Source organism: Rhizobium sp. RU33A (assembly GCF_900156055.1).
In the GTDB taxonomy this organism is placed as follows: Bacteria; Pseudomonadota; Alphaproteobacteria; order Rhizobiales; family Rhizobiaceae; genus Allorhizobium.
This window is the reverse complement of record NZ_FTMQ01000002.1, coordinates 444,777-460,562: the sequence shown is the minus strand read 5'-3', so window position 1 is coordinate 460,562 and position 15,786 is coordinate 444,777. Positions and strand designations below refer to the sequence as shown.

Sequence of the window (15,786 nt, the reverse complement as noted above, 5' to 3'; positions counted from 1 at the left end):
GACGATCAGTTCACATGCGCCTCGATCGCCTTGGGCGCGCTGCCGAGGGGCTCTGCAGCAATCGAGATCCGGCGCGGCTTCATCGCTTCGGGGATGTTGCGCAGCAGATCGATGTGCAGCAGGCCGTTCTTCAGCGAGGCTGCAGTGACTTCCACATGATCGGCAAGCTGGAAGCGACGCTCGAAGGCGCGCTTGGCGATGCCGCGATAGAGGAATTCGCTCTGCTCGGCCTTCTCGTCCTCGGCCTTCTCACCCTTGACGGTCAGCACATGCGCATGCGCCTCGATCGATAGCTCGCTTTCGTCGAAGCCGGCAACGGCCATTGTGATCCGGTAGAGATTCTCGCCGGTGCGCTCGATGTTATAGGGCGGATAGCTCTGGGCCTGCTCCGGCTGACCGAGGCTGTCCAGCATGGTGAACAGGCGATCGAAACCGACGGTGGAACGGTAGAGCGGGGAAAAATCGACGTGACGCATTGTGTCCTCCTTGAAGCGACGTTGGCGTTCTCTTGAGGCCGCTGGCATCCCGCTTGGGGCGATGCTGGCGGCGGTCTGCGGACCCTTCTGGCGTCCGCAGAACCGATGTGGGAAATGCCTCGATCGAATTCAAGATCTTCTGTTCCAGCGCCGCTCATCCCGTGATGAACTGCGGGTGAACGGCTGGTTCAAGCCGGGTTCAAGCACCCTCATCTAGGTTTGGATCATCGGTTGTCTCGACCGACCGGGCCGGAGATATCGTCCCTTCCACTTCGGCCGGACTTCGCCGGAACCGCAGCCCTCCGTCTGCGGTTCCGGCTTTTTTCTTTGACTTGCGACCGGGCTGCGGCCTATCCCCAAGAGACGAGACGCAGCTTCAACCGACAGGCAGTTGCAGGCATGGACGCCATTCTTCACGCCACCCCCGGAAACCCGATTCCTGGAACGCCGCAGGTCGGCTTCTTCGAGGGCCATCGCGGTATCCGCCTGCGTTACGCGGTCTTCCGGTCGAGTGCCGCGAAGATCAAGGGCACGATCGTCCTCTTGCATGGACGAAACGAGAGCATCGAAAAGTATTTCGAGACGATCCGTGAACTGAATGAAAGCGGCTTCTGGGTCGCGACCTATGATTTTCGTGGCCAGGGCGGATCAGAACGGCTTCTGAAGAAGGATCCGCGCCGAGGACATGTCGGCCGCTTCGACCATTATGTCCGCGACCTCGAGATCTTCCTCGAACAGATCGTGCTGCCCGACACCCGTCTGCCCTTCTTCCTGCTCGCCCATTCGACCGGCGGCCTTATCGCCTTGAAGGCGGCTCCGCGTCTTTCCAATCGTATCGAGCGCATGGTGCTGGCAGCCCCATTCGTCGGCCTCGGCGGCCAGAAGGCATCGCCGGAGAATATCCGCCGGATTGCGACCCTCGCAAGCTTTACCGGTTTCGGCGGCATTTCGCTGACGAAGGACGAGCCCTTGAAACCCTTCGAGGGGAATCCGCTGACATCGGATGCCCTGCGCTTTGCCCGCAACCAGCGGATCATGCTCGACCATCCGGAACTGGCACTTGGCCCACCCACGGCGCGCTGGCTTTACGAGAGCCAGAAGGCGATCGATGCCATCCGCAAGCCGGGCCATCTCGCATCGATCACGGTGCCGACGGTGATCATCGCGCCCGGCAATGACCCCATCGTGCCGTATCACTATCAAGAATCCATGGCGCAATACTTCCGCGCCGGCCAGCTGGTGCCGGTCCCCGGCGCACGCCACGAGATCCTGCAGGAGCAGGATCGCTACCGCAAACAGGCGCTAGCCGCGATCTTTGCCTTCATGCCGGGCGGCGAGCCCGACGAGGCAGATCCCGCCGAAGAACTGACAGTCTCCACCCTGGAGGCCTGAGCGAAGAGCTCAGCCGCGCTTCAGCATATCCATGGCCTGCGCATGAACGGCCTTGGATCCGGCCGCGATGATCGAACCGCCAGCCTCCGGTCGCCCGCCGTCCCAGGTGGTGATGATCCCACCCGCCTGCTCGATGATCGGGATCAGCGCGCCGACGTCATAGGGCTTCAGGACCGTCTCGATGACGAGATCGACATGGCCGGCGGCCAGCAGGCAATAGGCGTAGCAGTCGACACCGTAGCGGAAGAGCTTGACCTTGTCCTGCACGGCCTGAAAACGCTCGACCTCCCAATCCTTGAAGAGATGCGGCGAGGTGGTGAAGAGGATCGCGTTTTCGAGCGATCCGCAATCGCGCACCTGATTTTGCCGCTCCCCATCGGGACCTGAGTACCAGGAGCGCTCGCCATCCGCATAATAGCGCTCGCCTGTGAAGGGCTGCTCCATCAGCCCCATGACCGAGCGGCCCTCTTCCTGGAAGCCGATCAGCGTGCCCCAGACGGGAACGCCGGAAATGAACGCCCGCGTGCCGTCGATCGGATCGATGACCCAGAGGTGATCGCTGTCCATGCGGATGTTCTCGTGCTCTTCGCCGAGAATGCCATGAGTCGGAAATTCCGCTTCGATCAGCTTGCGGATGGCGATTTCGGCCGCCTGGTCGCCTTCGGTGACGGGGTCGAAACCGGCTTTCTCCTTGTTGACCACGGACAGGCCCGAGCGAAAGCGCGGAAGGGTCTCGGCCCTGGCGGCATCGGCCAAGCGAAAGAAGAAATCACGATCAGGGCGCATGGATAGATCCGTCGTCTGGAGGGAGCTCCGTCTTAACGCCAGTCGCAAGGAAAGAAAACCACCGCCGGCTGCCTTCTTCGCCCCCACCGGGCGCCCGCCGCCAGGCCTCCGAATGCAAAACTGCGTAAATTTTGGCCTTGCTCAAAAATGCACCAATTTTCGACTTGACAATGGTGCACCGCAACATCTAACGTCACAGTTACAGTCTTCTGACTGTAAATACCCTCTTTGGGTGTTTCCTCCCTAGACTTAACCGCGCCACGTGCGCGGTTTTTTTTGCCCGGCACAGAGCGCCGAGAGCCGCAACATCCGGGAATGGGAAAAACTTACTCGGCAGCGAGGGCCCGATCGCCGGCATAATCGGCGACGAAGTCTGCCATCTGCTCCATGAACACGGCGAGCGAACCAGCCAGGGCATCGAAGTCAGAGCGCTTTTCGAGCGTCGTCTCGTCGATATAGATCGAACGATTGACCTCGATCTGCAGGGCGTGCAGCCCACGGGCCGGACGGCCGTAATGCTCGGTGATGAAGCCGCCGGCATAAGGCTTGTTGCGCACGGCCGTAAAGCCGAGATCCTCGAAGAACTGCAACGCGGCTTGGCTGAGCTCGACGGAAGCACTGGTACCGTAACGGTCGCCGACGATGAAATCCGGCTTCAGACCGCTGCCCGCGACGCGGATATTGCCAGGCATCGAATGGCAATCGATCAACACACCGAAGCCGAACATCGCATGGGTCCGGGCAATCAGCCGGCGCAGGCAGGCATGATAGGGCTTGTAGCAGCTCTCGATCCGCTCCATGGCGACCGAAAGCGGCATGCGCCTTTCGTAAATCTCCATGTTTTCGGCAACGATGCGCGGGATCGTGCCGAGCCCGCCCGCTACACGCGCCGAATTGCTGTTGGCAAAAGGCGGCAGTGGATCGGAAAACATCCGTGGATCGAGCTCGTAGGGCTCTCTGTTGACGTCGACATAGGCGCGCGGGAAGTTCGCGACGAGCAGCGGCGCACCGAATCCAGGCGCCGCCGAGAACAACTCATCGACGTAATGATCCTCCGAACGGCGAATCGATATCTCGTCGAGTCGCGACTCACCGAGGAAGGTGGAGGGATAGTGACGGCCGCTATGCGGGGAGTTATAGACGAATGGAATGGTCTGGGTCGCGGGCTCTCGAACCTCGAACAGGTCGAATTCGTTGGTCATCCGCTTTCCAGGGCCTCTTCTTTACCAAGTCACAAACTTGTTGCGTGTCTCATGTTGCCAGTCGCCCGGTGCAAAGTCCATACTCCCGGAAATGGCGGAGCAGGCTCACTTTCTCGTTGTTCACCGGTTCTTTACTGAGCCGACCCTAAAGTGAGCGGCTGCAAGCTTACCCATGCAATCGAGTACAGCGGTCCCTAAATGACTCAGAAAATCCTTCTCGCCGAAGATGACAACGACATGCGCCGGTTCCTGGTAAAGGCGCTCGAAAAGGCAGGCTACAAGGTCTCCTCCTTCGACAACGGCGCCTCAGCCTATGACCGCCTGCGGGAAGAACCCTTCTCCCTTCTGCTCACCGACATCGTGATGCCGGAAATGGACGGCATTGAGCTGGCGCGCCGCGCCACCGAACTCGATCCGGACCTGAAGGTCATGTTCATCACCGGCTTTGCAGCCGTTGCACTGAACGCCGATTCGAAGGCGCCGAAGGACGCAAAGGTCCTGTCCAAGCCTTTCCACCTTCGCGATCTCGTCGACGAAGTGAACAAACTCCTTGCTGCGTAAGGCCTGCCGAAGGGGTTGAAAAAATCTCTTCACAAAACTGCAAAATGCCTATTGACGGGCGAACAGGTTTTGTGGTCTTAAGCCGCTCATCGGATGGGCGTGTAGCTCAGCGGGAGAGCACTACGTTGACATCGTAGGGGTCACAGGTTCAATCCCTGTCACGCCCACCATTCGAATTCTTTCAAGGGCTTGCCGGAAACGGCGAGCCCTTTTGAATTTGCGGTTTACGATCCGCTTGGGATCGCGAATCAGGCTGCCTTACGCTTTCACCACCGAAACCTCTTCCCCCGCATAGACCACCACATAACCACCCTGCGGCTTCAGCACCCGTGCTCGCTTCTCAAGCCAGTCGAGATACCGCGCCTCCCGCCAGATTGCCGCCGCTTCCGGCTCCACCAGCACCGTCAGCTGCGGCCCCTGAGCATACATCATCATCCGGCTGACGCTCGGCTCCCATTCATCCCCGAGCGTCGCATCCGTGCGCCAGAGACAGAAGAAGTCACGACAGGTTGAAGGCCTGACATCATAGGCCTCGCAGCCACCGCCGACGAGGCAGTGGCGACAGGGTTCGTTGGCCGGTTTGTCGAATTCGGCAATGTCGGGAAGGATGCAGCAGAGCGAACAGCTGCCGCAATCGCGGCCCGGCACCAGCGCCGGGCCCTGCCCTTGCCCCGATAAAGTCATCTCAGGCCGCCGGACCGATGGTGACGGAGATCGGCGAGAGCCCCTCAACCGCCCCCTGGAGCCGGTCACCTGGCTGAAGCGCGCCGACGCCCGAAGGCGTGCCAGTGAAGATCAGATCGCCCGGCGTCAGGTGATAGTAGCGCGACAGATGGCTGATGATTTCAGGCACCGACCAGACCATCTCGTTGAGATGGCCTTCCTGGCGCAGGCTGTCATTGACGTTAAGCGAGATGCGCTGCGAATTGGGCTGGAAGTCGCCAGCCGGGGTGATCGCGCCGATGACGGCCGACTCCTCGAAGGCTTTCGCGATATCCCAGGGACGCTGTTTTTCCTTCATGGCGTTCTGCAGATCGCGCCTCGTCATGTCGAGCCCGACGGCATAGCCGAATACCGCCTCCATCGCGTCGTCGGTCGAGACCCGGAAGGCCGGTGCCCCGATCGCGATCACCAGTTCGATCTCGTGGTGGTAATCCTCGGTGCCTGGCGGATAGGCGATCGTGCCCCCCTCGATGACGAGACCCGTTGCAGGCTTGGTGAAGTAGAAGGGCGCGACACGATCGACGGTGTTGCCGAGTTCGGCGGCATGGGCGGCGTAGTTTCGCCCGACACAGAAAATGCGGTGAATGGGGAAACCCTCTTGTCGGCCATGGATCGGGACAAGCGGGGCGGTTGGAACGGAAAACAGCGGACGGGTCACGGACAGGACATTCTCTCTGGATTGATGAGGCTCGGGCCCGCCAAGACTGGCAGCGGGGATCACCAGCATAACCGCCTGAACGCGGCAATGCATCCGGCTTGATTGGCAAGCTTGAATGGTCGACCGGGCTTGGAACATACCGCCAAACATGTAACAAAACCGCCGCAGCTGCGTTCACCTGCCCGTAAGGCATAAGTGGTCGCTCCGACATCAGCCGGGACGGATCCGCCCCGGCAAGACATCGAAAGGCATAAAAACATGAGCAACAAGATCGTGCCGGTCATCATGGCCGGCGGCAAGGGAACGCGGCTTTGGCCGCTGTCGCGCGCAGCCGCTGCCAAGCAGTTCATCCGGTTCCTCGGCGATGAGACCTTGCTGCAAAAGACGCTCGCCCGCGTCTCCGACGCGACGATCTATGAAGCCCCTGTCATCGTGACCAACGAGGACTTCCGCTTCCTCGTCGCCGAACAGGCCCGCGAGATCGGTGTCGCGCTTGATGGCATCATCCTGGAGCCGGAGGCGCGCAACACCGCGGCTGCCGTCGCCGCCGCTGCCCTGATCGTCGGTGAGCGCCATGGCAGCGAGACGCTGATCCAGATCCTGCCCTCCGACCACGAAATCACCGTCGACGACACCTATCGCGGCTGCGTGCAAAAGGCGGCCCGTGCCGCGCGCGACGGCAAGATCGTCACCTTCGGCATCACGCCGACCGAGCCCGCAACCGGCTACGGCTATATCGAGATCGGCGACGACCTCGGCAATGGCGTAAACAAGGTTGCGCGCTTCGTCGAAAAGCCGCAGGCCGAGGTCGCCGAAAAGATGCTGGCGAGCGGCAACTATGCCTGGAACTCCGGCATGTTTGTCTTCTCCGCCGGCCAGATGATTGCAGAGCTTGAGACGCTGGCGCCGGAAGTTCTCGCGGCCGTCCGGACCTCGATCGAAAAGGCCAAGGGCGATCTCGACTTCACCCGCCTTGATGGGACAAGCTTTGCGGCAAGCCCGAGCATCTCGATCGACTATGCCGTCATGGAGAAGACGCCGAATGCGGCAGTTGTCCCATCGCCCATCATCTGGTCCGACCTCGGCAGCTGGGACGCGATCTGGAAGCTCGCGGAAGGCGATGAAAACGGCAACGTCGTCAGTGGCAACGCCACCGTCTCCGACACCACCAATTCGCTCGTCATGTCGCGCAACGCCCATCTCGCCGTCCAGGGCATGGAAGGTGTCGCCGTCGTCGCCTCGGAGGACGCCGTCTATGTCGGCCGCCTCGACCGGGCGCAGGATGTCGGCAATCTCGTCAAGATGCTCGCCGCCGACAAGAAGACGGCGCATCTCACCGAAAACCACCCGACGGCACTTCGTCCCTGGGGCGGCTATACCTCGATCCTCAATGGCGACCGCTTCCAGGTGAAGCGGCTGTTCGTCCATCCGGAGAAGAAGCTTTCGCTGCAGAAGCATCATCACCGCGCCGAGCACTGGGTCTGCGTCAAGGGAACGGCGGAAGTGACGATCGACGACAAGGTGACCGTCCTGCACGAGAACCAGTCTATCTACATCCCGCAGGGCTCGGTCCACCGCCTCGCCAATCCCGGCAAGATCCGCCTCGAAGTGATCGAGGTCCAGACCGGCTCCTATCTCGGCGAGGACGACATCATCCGTCTGGTCGACGAATTCGGCCGAAGCTGAGTTCAGGCCATACACCGCATCTGCGCGGCCCGGCGGCTTCCACCGTCCGGGCCGCTTGCTTTATGGCGCTGCATTGCACAAGATCGACGCAAGCCGGAAAAAGCGGCAGGGCGAACAGCGAAGCGGTAAAGAATGGCGATCAAGGCAAGCATCTATCATCTCACCCACTACAAGTATGACAACCCGGTCCAGCTCGGACCGCAGATCATCCGGCTGAAGCCTGCCGCCCATTCCCGCACCAAGGTTCTCTCCCATTCGCTGAAGGTCACGCCCGAGAACCACTTCGTCAATCTTCAGCAGGATCCCTACGGCAACTACCTTGCCCGCTTCGTCTTCCCGGACCCGGTCACCGAATTCAAGATCGAGGTCGACCTCGTCGCCGACATGACGGTTTACAACCCGTTCGACTTCTTCACCGAGGAAGTCGCGGTCAAATGGCCCTTCGACTATCCGGAAGATCTGCGCGACGACCTCAAGATCTACATGACGCCGGAGCCGGCGTCGCCGGCGCTCGACGCCTTCATGGCAACTGTCGACACGACGGAAGGTCAGGGAACGGTCGATATGGTAGTCGGGCTCAATGCCCGCCTGCAGCAGGAGATCGGCTATGTCATACGCATGGAGCCCGGCGTCCAGACGCCCGAGGAGACGCTGACCTCCGCACGCGGCTCCTGCCGTGATTCGAGCTGGCTGTTCGTGCAGATCCTGCGCCGCCTCGGTTTTGCCGCCCGTTTCGTCTCCGGCTATCTCATCCAGCTCGCTCCGGACCTGAAGGCGCTTGACGGCCCCTCCGGCACCGAGGTCGATTTCACCGACCTGCATGCCTGGACGGAGGTCTATATTCCTGGCGCCGGCTGGATCGGCCTCGACCCGACCTCGGGCCTCTTGACCGGCGAGAGCCACATTCCGCTCGCCGCGACCCCGCATTACAAGAATGCCGCTCCCATCTCCGGCGGCTATGTCGGCCAGGCCAACACCGAATTCGCCTTCGACATGCAGGTGAAACGCGTTGCCGAACACCCACGCATCACCAAGCCTTTCTCGGACGACAGCTGGGATGCCCTGAATGCGCTCGGACAGAAAGTCGATGCCGACCTGAAGGCCCATGACGTGCGCCTCACCATGGGCGGCGAGCCGACCTTCGTGTCGATCGACGACTTCCAGTCCGCCGAATGGAACACCGATGCTGTCGGCCCGACCAAGCGCGACCTCGCCGACCAGTTGATCCGCAAGCTGCGCGAAAAATTCGCCCCCGGTGGCTTCCTGCATTACGGCCAGGGCAAATGGTATCCGGGCGAGAGCCTGCCGCGTTGGACCTTCTCGCTCTACTGGCGCAAGGACGGCAAGCCGATCTGGCATGATCCGGCCCTGATTGCAGCCGAGGAGCACGATACCGGCGTCACGCATGAACAGGCGCAAGCGTTCATGGCCGGCATCGCTGCCGAGCTCGAGATCGAAACCGACATGATCATCCCGGCCTTCGAGGATCCGGCCGAATGGATCATCAAGGAAGGCAGCCTGCCGGAGAATGTCGACCCGTCGAATTCCATGCTGGAAAGCCCGGAGGAGCGCGCCCGCATAGCCAAGGTCTTCGAACGCGGCCTGACGACCCCGACCGGCTACATCCTGCCGGTACAGGCCTGGAACGCCAAGGCCGGTGGCCGGCGCTGGGTCAGCGAAAAATGGCGCACACGGCGCGGCAAGATCTTCCTCATCCCCGGCGACAGCCCGATCGGCTTTCGCATGCCGCTTGGCACCCTGCCTTACGTGCCGCCGTCGGAATATCCCTATATCCACACCACCGATCCCTCGGTCCCCCGTTCGCCCCTTCCCAATTTCGGCCCCCGCGATTTCGGACCCAGCGATTTCGGTCCCAGAGCGCCCGAAGGCCGGGCCATGCCGGAGGTATCTCGCAGGACTGGTGATACCCAACAAGATCGCAATGAGCAGACCATTGCCGGCTCGGTCGAGGACATCAGGGGCGCAGTCCGCACAGCCATGAGCGTCGAAGCGAGGGATGGACGCCTCTGTGTATTCATGCCGCCGGTCGAGGACGTCGAAGATTACCTCGAACTGGTGGCCGCCGCCGAAACGGCCGCCCGTGGGCTTGGCCTGCCGGTCCACATCGAAGGCTACGCACCGCCGCAGGACGAGCGTATCAACGTCATCCGCGTGGCACCTGACCCAGGTGTCATCGAGGTTAACATCCATCCAGCCTCCAGCTGGGAGGACTGCGTCGCGACGACGAACGCCATCTACGAGGAAGCGCGCCAGACCCGCCTCGGCGCAGACAAGTTCATGATCGACGGCCGCCATACCGGCACGGGCGGTGGCAACCATGTTGTGGTCGGCGGCGCCAACCCCGCCGACAGCCCTTTCCTGCGCCGTCCGGATCTTTTGAAGAGCCTGATCCTGCACTGGCAGCGCCATCCGGCGCTCTCCTACATGTTCTCCGGCATGTTCATCGGCCCGACCAGCCAGGCGCCGCGCTTCGACGAAGCCCGCCACGACAGTCTCTACGAGCTGGAAATCGCCATGGCGCAGGTCCCGATGCCGGCCAGCGGCGAAGAGGCGCCCCTGCCCTGGCTCGTCGATCGCCTGTTCCGCAATCTGCTGATCGATGTCACCGGCAATACCCACCGCTCGGAAATCTGCATCGACAAGCTGTTTTCGCCGGATGGTCCGACCGGCCGCCTCGGCCTTGTCGAATTCCGCGGCTTCGAAATGCCGCCGAACGCGCGCATGTCGCTTGCCCAGCAATTGCTGGTCCGCGCGCTGATTGCCCGCTTCTGGAAAAACCCGATCGGTGGCCGTTTCGTGCGCTGGGGCACCAGCCTGCACGACCGTTTCATGCTGCCGCATTACCTCTGGCTGGACTTCCTCGAAGTGCTGGCGGATCTCCGCGAACACGGCTTCGACTTCAAGCCGGAATGGTTTGCGGCGCAGCTAGAATTCCGCTTCCCCTTCGTCGGTGAAGTCACTTACGAGGGCTCGAAGCTGGAGCTGCGACAGGCGCTGGAACCATGGCATGTCATGGGTGAGGAAGGTGCACCCGGCGGCACGGTCCGCTATGTCGACTCATCCGTCGAGCGCTTGCAGGTGCAGCTGGAGACAGCCAATCCCGAGCGCTTCGTCGTGGCCTGCAACGGACGCCAGGTGCCGCTGCGCAAGTCGGACGTGAATGGTGTCGCTGTCGGCGGCGTGCGTTACAAGGCCTGGCAGCCGGCCTCCGGTCTGCATCCGGTCCTGCCCGTCAACACACCGCTAACATTCGACATCTATGATACATGGTCTGCCCGGTCGATCGGGGGCTGCGTCTACCACGTAGCGCATCCCGGCGGCCGGACCTACGACACTTTCCCTGTGAATGGGAACGAAGCGGAAGCCCGTCGGCTTGCACGTTTCGAGCCTTGGGGCCATACAGCCGGCTCCTATCCCCTATGGCCCGAAACCGTGTCGCCGGAATTCCCGCACACTTTGGACCTGAGACGACCGCAAGGTATCTGATCTGATGGCACAGAAGACGGCAGCGGAGCTATCCCCGCCAGACGCGCCGAAAAGCGAGGCCCGCACGGCCGGCTATCGCGCGCTGGCGGGCGCTGCCGACGAGATGCTCGACACACAAGGCAACGTCCGCCCCGTCTGGCAGGCCCTGGTCTCCGCCATCGACACGATGCCGGAACAGGATCTGCACGAGCGCTTCGCCCGGGCCGACCGCTACCTGCGAGACGCCGGTGTCTTCTACCGCGCCTACGGTTCTGGCGGATCGAGCGAGCGGGCCTGGCCCTTCTCCCACATCCCGGTGATGATATCGGAAGCCGAGTGGCAGGTGCTGGCCGAGGGGCTGGTCCAGCGTGCAAACCTTCTGGAAGCGGTCGTCGCCGACATCTATTCGGAAAACCGGCTGGTCCAGGAAGGTTTCCTGCCACCGCAACTGATCGCCTCGAACCCGGAATTCCTGCGTCCACTCGTCGGCATCAAGCCGGCCGGCGGTCACTACCTACATTTCTGTTCCTTCGAAATCGGCCGTGGGCCCGATGGCAACTGGTGGGTGCTCGCCGATCGTACCCAGGCACCCTCAGGTGCGGGCTTTGCCCTGGAAAACCGGGTTGCGACCGCCCGCGCCTTTTCCGACGTTTATGCCGAGACACACGTCCACCGGCTGGCCTCCTTCTTCGGCGCATTCCGCAAGGCGCTGCAAGCGCGCACCCGCGGTTCGGACGAGCGCATTGCGGTTCTGTCTCCGGGTCCCGCGAACGAGACCTATTTCGAGCACGCCTATATCGCCCGTTATCTTGGCATCATGCTGCTCGAAGGTGAGGATCTCACCATCGTCAACGGCAAGGTCATGGTCCGCACAGTCGCCGGCCTCAAGCCCGTCAGCGTCCTATGGCGCCGCCTTGATGCCGCCTTTGCCGATCCTCTGGAGCTCGATCAGAACTCCTATATCGGCACGCCCGGCATGGTGCAGGCGCTGCGCAACGGTGCGGTGACCTTCGTCAACGCGCTGGGCTCCGGGATCCTCGAAACCCGTGCGCTTCTCGCCTTCATGCCCACCCTCTCGCGCCACCTGCTCGGCGAGGAACTCAAGCTACCCTCGATCGCCACCTGGTGGTGCGGCCAGAAGGCCGAGCGAGAACATGTGGCAAACCATCTCGACCGCATGGTGATCGGCTCCGCGTTCTCGCGCCTGCCCTTCTTCGATGATGGCGGTCGCTCTGTCATGGGCTCGCGCTACAAGGACCCGCAAGGCAGAACCACCGCCGAATGGCTGGAAACCGAAGCCGGCAACCTCGTTGGCCAGGAAGTCGTGACCTTGTCCACCACGCCGGCCATGGTCGACGGCAAGCTGACACCGCGACCGATGTCGCTGCGTGTCTTTGCCGCCCGCACCCAGAACGGCTGGCAGATCATGCCGGGCGGCTTTGCCCGGATCGGCAGCGGTTCGGATGTCTCGGCGATCGCCATGCAGGCGGGCGGCAGTGCGGCCGATGTCTGGATCGTCTCCAACAAGCCTGTCGACCGCACCTCGCTTCTACCGGCGGAGGAGACTTTCACCCGCAACATGCCCGGCAGCCTGCCGAGCAGAGCCGCCGACAACCTCTTCTGGCTCGGTCGCTACATCGAGCGGGCCGAAGGTGTACTGCGCATCCTGCGCGCCTGGCATGCGCGCTATGCCGAAAGCGCCAATCCGGACCAGCCGCTGCTCGCCTTCGTCAGCGAGTATCTCTCGGACATCGACGTCGACACCAAGTCCGGCGTGCCGGAAAGCCTGCTCCGCAATATCGACAGCGCCGTCTATTCCGCCAGCAACATCCGCGACCGCTTTTCACCGGATGGCTGGCTTGCGCTGAATGACCTGTCGAAGACCGCGAAACGCTTCCACGAGAAGGTGAAGCCCGGCGACGACGCCGCCCATGCCATGACCATCCTCCTGCGCAAGCTTGCAGGCTTTGCCGGTCTTGTGCATGAAAACATGTACCGCTTCACCGGCTGGCGCTTCCTGACGATTGGCCGTCTCCTGGAACGCGGCCTGCACATGACCCGCCTGCTCGGCCACATGACCGGCCCCGATGCACCCGATGGCTCGCTCGACATGCTGCTCGAGATCGGTGACAACGTCATGACCCACCGCCGCCGCTACAATGTCTCGACCGCACGGTTGACGGTGACCGACCTGCTTGCGCTCGATCCACTCAATCCGCGCTCGATCCTCTTCCAGCTGAACGAGATCCGCATCGAGGTCGAGCAATTGCCGAACGCCATGGTCAATGGCCAGATGTCCAATCTCTTCCGCGAGGCGATGCGCCTGCATTCGGGGCTTGCCGTAATGACGCCGGAAGCCATGTCGGCCGATGTCTACATCAACCTGGAGCGTGAATTGGAGAAGTTTTCCGATATACTCGCCCAGACCTATTTGAGCTGACGCAATGCTCTACGACCTCTCGCTCCATATCGGTTACCGCTACGAGGTTCCGGCAACGGGTGCCCATCACATGTTGCGGCTTTTGCCGCTGTCGCTTCCTGACCGTCAGCGACTGATAGCAGGTGCGATCACGGTCACCCCGGAGCCGGACGAGATCTCGACCTTCAACGACTTCTTCAGCCATCCAACGAGCCACGCCATCCTGCGTGGTCCGCATGAAAAGCTCGACATCCGCATGCAGGCCCGAGTGATGGTTCAGGCGCAGCCGATGGCTGCCGACTTCTCGCCTCTGCTCGACCGTCTTCCGCAGGAGATCGCCGAGACCTGGTCGCTCGATGCCGAATCACCGCACCATTTCCTCGGCACCAGTCCTCGCCTGCCGCGGGACAAGGCGATATCAGCCTATGTGCGCGGCATGCTGAAACCCAGCATGACCGTGCGCCAGATCGCCGAGACGCTCTGCAGCCGCATCCACAAGGACTTCAAATACGACGCCGAAGCCACGACCGTCGACACGACGCCGGCGGAAGCCTTCGCCAAGAAGCGTGGCGTCTGCCAGGATTTCACCCATGTGATGATCGTGGCGCTGCGCAGCCTCGGCATTCCCGCAGGCTATGTCAGCGGCTTCCTGCGCACCATCCCGCCTCCGGGTAAGGAACGCCTGGAGGGTGCCGACGCCATGCATGCCTGGGTCCGCATCTGGTGCGGCAAGCTGACCGGCTGGCTGGAGCTCGACCCGACCAACGACATCGCGGCCGGCACCGACCATATCGTGGTCGGCTACGGTCGGGACTATGCCGATGTCGCCCCAGTCATCGGCGTCCTGAAGAGTTATGGCTCGCATCAGACGGACCAGGCCGTGGACGTCATCCCGGTGCACCAATAGTGCATTCTTCCATCGAATTTTATCGATCCCTTTAAACGGATCGCAATGGGATGCAGTCTATAACCCTCCAAACGCTGATTTTGGATGGACATGATGACTACCTCTGACAGCCCGCGCAGATCACTCTTCTCACGTCTCTGGTGCGACCGCGCCGGCAATTTCGGCATCGCAACGGCGGTGCTGTTCCCCGTTGTAGCCGCCACAGCTGGTGTTGCAATCGACTTGAACCGAATGGTTCAGGTGCGCGCCGCGCTTCAGGACTCCGCAGACTCGGCGGTTCTGTCTGCCGCGAACGCGCTGGCGAAAGACGACAAAATGTCTGACGACGCGGTCCTCGAGTTCGCGCGCAAGTTCATGAAGGCACAGCTGAACAGCGTGCTTCCAGGCGGCGTAAGCGACCAGACCGAAGAAGAAGCGGAAGACGATCCGCTGGCTGGAGCGGTCGGAAATGTCGAGCGGAAGCTCGGAAAGACCGGCAAGACCGTCGAAGTCAGCCTGTCACCGAGCTATACCCTGGCGACCAATGGCATGACCGCCCTGCTCGGATGGAAGGAAGTCACCGTCAGCGTCAAGGCAACGGCACAAGCCACGCCTGAAAGCGGCGCAGCCGTATCGATGTATGTCGTGCTGGATCGTTCAGGCTCGATGTCCTTCACCACGAACACGGTCGATACCTCAGTGACGAGCTGCGTGAACTACAGCGCCTCGAACTGGGCCTACAAGGACATTCAGCCGGGAAAACGAAACTATCTCAATCCGTCAAGACCCTGCTACGTGAAGAAGATGCAGGCCTTAAAGACGGCCTCGGCGGTTATGATGAACGAGTTGGTGAAGGCTGATCCGAAAGGTGACCTGATCCGCGTCGGCGCAGTGTCCTACAACGACGCCACCCAGCCAGCCTCAGGCATGGCTTGGGGCGTCACGACCGCCACCAATTATATCACCGCTTTGCCATCCGTTCCGACTGGAGGCACAGACGCTTCCGGCGGCATGCAGCGTGCCTACGAGGCATTGACGAAAAACAATAAAGCCGAGGAAAGCGCCCACGCCGCCAAACGCAATTCCGACTTTACTCGTTACATCGTCCTGATGACCGATGGCGAAATGACCGGCAACAGCGCTTCCTGGAACCCGGCTATCGACACAAAAGTGCTGGCGCAGTGCTCGGCAGCAAAAGAGGAAGGCATCGAAATCTTCACGGTCGCCTTCATGGCCCCTCAGAGGGGCAGAGAGCTGCTGTTGGCATGCGCAACGTCAACCGAACACTACAAAGAGCCGACCGATATGGCTGGTCTCGTCGCGGCCTTCGGTGAGATCGGCAAGGCTGCTGCCATGGCCTCGACCCGCCTGACCAACTGACACGATCCAAAACGTTTTGGATTTCTCCCACAATTCGACCGCAGCCGTCATGGCTGCGGTCTTATCGTTTTTTCACGCTTTCCAGAAAATATAATCAGAACAGGGTCTTGAGGCCCAAGACGGCGCTCGGA

Annotated in this window: 11 protein-coding genes, 1 tRNA gene and 1 pseudogene; 8 read left to right on the top strand and 5 right to left on the bottom strand. The window is 61.8% G+C overall.

From position 1 onward, the window contains the following. Positions 1–5: 5 nt before the first annotated feature. The gene (locus BW978_RS08140; protein WP_076393979.1) at positions 6–476 is read right to left on the bottom strand and encodes an Hsp20 family protein; all 471 of its coding nucleotides are present in this window, start codon (positions 474–476) and stop codon (positions 6–8) included. A 399-nt stretch (positions 477–875) separates the two neighbouring features. Here BW978_RS08140 and BW978_RS08135 point away from each other — a divergent pair, with 399 nt between their 5' ends. Further along, positions 876–1,868, top strand: a complete 993-nt coding sequence (locus BW978_RS08135; protein ID WP_076393977.1) for an alpha/beta fold hydrolase — start codon at positions 876–878, stop codon at positions 1,866–1,868. 9 nt (positions 1,869–1,877) lie between these two features. On the opposite strand, the gene hisN is transcribed toward BW978_RS08135, so the two are convergent. Both hisN and BW978_RS08125 read right to left on the bottom strand, forming a co-directional pair. After that, entirely contained in the window at positions 1,878–2,654 is a 777-nt protein-coding gene (gene hisN, locus BW978_RS08130) for a histidinol-phosphatase (RefSeq protein WP_076393975.1), read from the bottom strand. Positions 2,655–2,980: 326 nt separating this feature from the next. Beyond that, a complete protein-coding gene (locus tag BW978_RS08125) occupies positions 2,981–3,856 on the bottom strand; it encodes an N-formylglutamate amidohydrolase (RefSeq protein WP_076393973.1) in 876 nt (291 codons plus the stop codon). Between the two features lie 198 nt (positions 3,857–4,054). Between BW978_RS08125 and cpdR1 the strand changes: the two genes are divergently transcribed. Then, the gene (gene cpdR1, locus BW978_RS08120) at positions 4,055–4,417 is read left to right on the top strand and encodes a response regulator CpdR1 (protein WP_006726917.1); all 363 of its coding nucleotides are present in this window, start codon (positions 4,055–4,057) and stop codon (positions 4,415–4,417) included. 95 nt (positions 4,418–4,512) lie between these two features. Then, positions 4,513–4,587, top strand: a tRNA-Val gene (locus BW978_RS08115). Between the two features lie 88 nt (positions 4,588–4,675). Here the strand turns inward: BW978_RS08115 and BW978_RS08110 are convergent. Continuing rightward, on the bottom strand, positions 4,676–5,101 hold the full coding sequence (locus BW978_RS08110; protein ID WP_076393971.1) for a hypothetical protein: 426 nt from the start codon (positions 5,099–5,101) through the stop codon (positions 4,676–4,678). Between the two features lies 1 nt (position 5,102). Beyond that, positions 5,103–5,798: a fumarylacetoacetate hydrolase family protein gene (locus BW978_RS08105; protein ID WP_076394914.1), complete on the bottom strand. Its 696-nt coding sequence runs from the start codon at positions 5,796–5,798 to the stop codon at positions 5,103–5,105. A 258-nt stretch (positions 5,799–6,056) separates the two neighbouring features. On the opposite strand from BW978_RS08105, the gene BW978_RS08100 reads away from it, so the two are divergent. The 5 genes and pseudogenes from BW978_RS08100 (at position 6,057) to BW978_RS08080 (ending at position 15,655) form a co-directional block, all read left to right on the top strand. Further along, complete coding sequence (locus tag BW978_RS08100; RefSeq protein WP_076393969.1) at positions 6,057–7,484, top strand: mannose-1-phosphate guanylyltransferase/mannose-6-phosphate isomerase; 1,428 nt, start codon at positions 6,057–6,059, stop codon at positions 7,482–7,484. Between the two features lie 132 nt (positions 7,485–7,616). Next, complete coding sequence (locus tag BW978_RS08095; RefSeq protein WP_076393967.1) at positions 7,617–10,991, top strand: transglutaminase family protein; 3,375 nt, start codon at positions 7,617–7,619, stop codon at positions 10,989–10,991. 70 nt (positions 10,992–11,061) lie between these two features. Continuing rightward, positions 11,062–13,410 (top strand): annotated as a pseudogene (locus tag BW978_RS08090) (circularly permuted type 2 ATP-grasp protein); the annotation flags it as partial. Between the two features lie 4 nt (positions 13,411–13,414). Continuing rightward, positions 13,415–14,296 (top strand): transglutaminase family protein, encoded by an 882-nt coding sequence (locus BW978_RS08085; RefSeq protein WP_076393963.1) that lies wholly within the window; start codon positions 13,415–13,417, stop codon positions 14,294–14,296. Positions 14,297–14,389: 93 nt separating this feature from the next. Further along, positions 14,390–15,655, top strand: a complete 1,266-nt coding sequence (locus BW978_RS08080; protein WP_076394912.1) for a vWA domain-containing protein — start codon at positions 14,390–14,392, stop codon at positions 15,653–15,655. Positions 15,656–15,786: the final 131 nt, after the last annotated feature.

Excerpts from the sequence above, each read along its gene's own strand:
- BW978_RS08140 (WP_076393979.1), bottom strand. The coding sequence starts at position 476 with ATGCGTCACGTCGATTTTTCCCCGCTCTACCGTTCCACCGTCGGTTTC.
- BW978_RS08135 (WP_076393977.1), top strand. The coding sequence starts at position 876 with ATGGACGCCATTCTTCACGCCACCCCCGGAAACCCGATTCCTGGAACG.
- hisN (WP_076393975.1), bottom strand. The coding sequence starts at position 2,654 with ATGCGCCCTGATCGTGATTTCTTCTTTCGCTTGGCCGATGCCGCCAGG.
- BW978_RS08125 (WP_076393973.1), bottom strand. The coding sequence starts at position 3,856 with ATGACCAACGAATTCGACCTGTTCGAGGTTCGAGAGCCCGCGACCCAG.
- cpdR1 (WP_006726917.1), top strand. The coding sequence starts at position 4,055 with ATGACTCAGAAAATCCTTCTCGCCGAAGATGACAACGACATGCGCCGG.
- BW978_RS08110 (WP_076393971.1), bottom strand. The coding sequence starts at position 5,101 with ATGACTTTATCGGGGCAAGGGCAGGGCCCGGCGCTGGTGCCGGGCCGC.
- BW978_RS08100 (WP_076393969.1), top strand. The coding sequence starts at position 6,057 with ATGAGCAACAAGATCGTGCCGGTCATCATGGCCGGCGGCAAGGGAACG.
- BW978_RS08095 (WP_076393967.1), top strand. The coding sequence starts at position 7,617 with ATGGCGATCAAGGCAAGCATCTATCATCTCACCCACTACAAGTATGAC.
- BW978_RS08085 (WP_076393963.1), top strand. The coding sequence starts at position 13,415 with ATGCTCTACGACCTCTCGCTCCATATCGGTTACCGCTACGAGGTTCCG.
- BW978_RS08080 (WP_076394912.1), top strand. The coding sequence starts at position 14,390 with ATGACTACCTCTGACAGCCCGCGCAGATCACTCTTCTCACGTCTCTGG.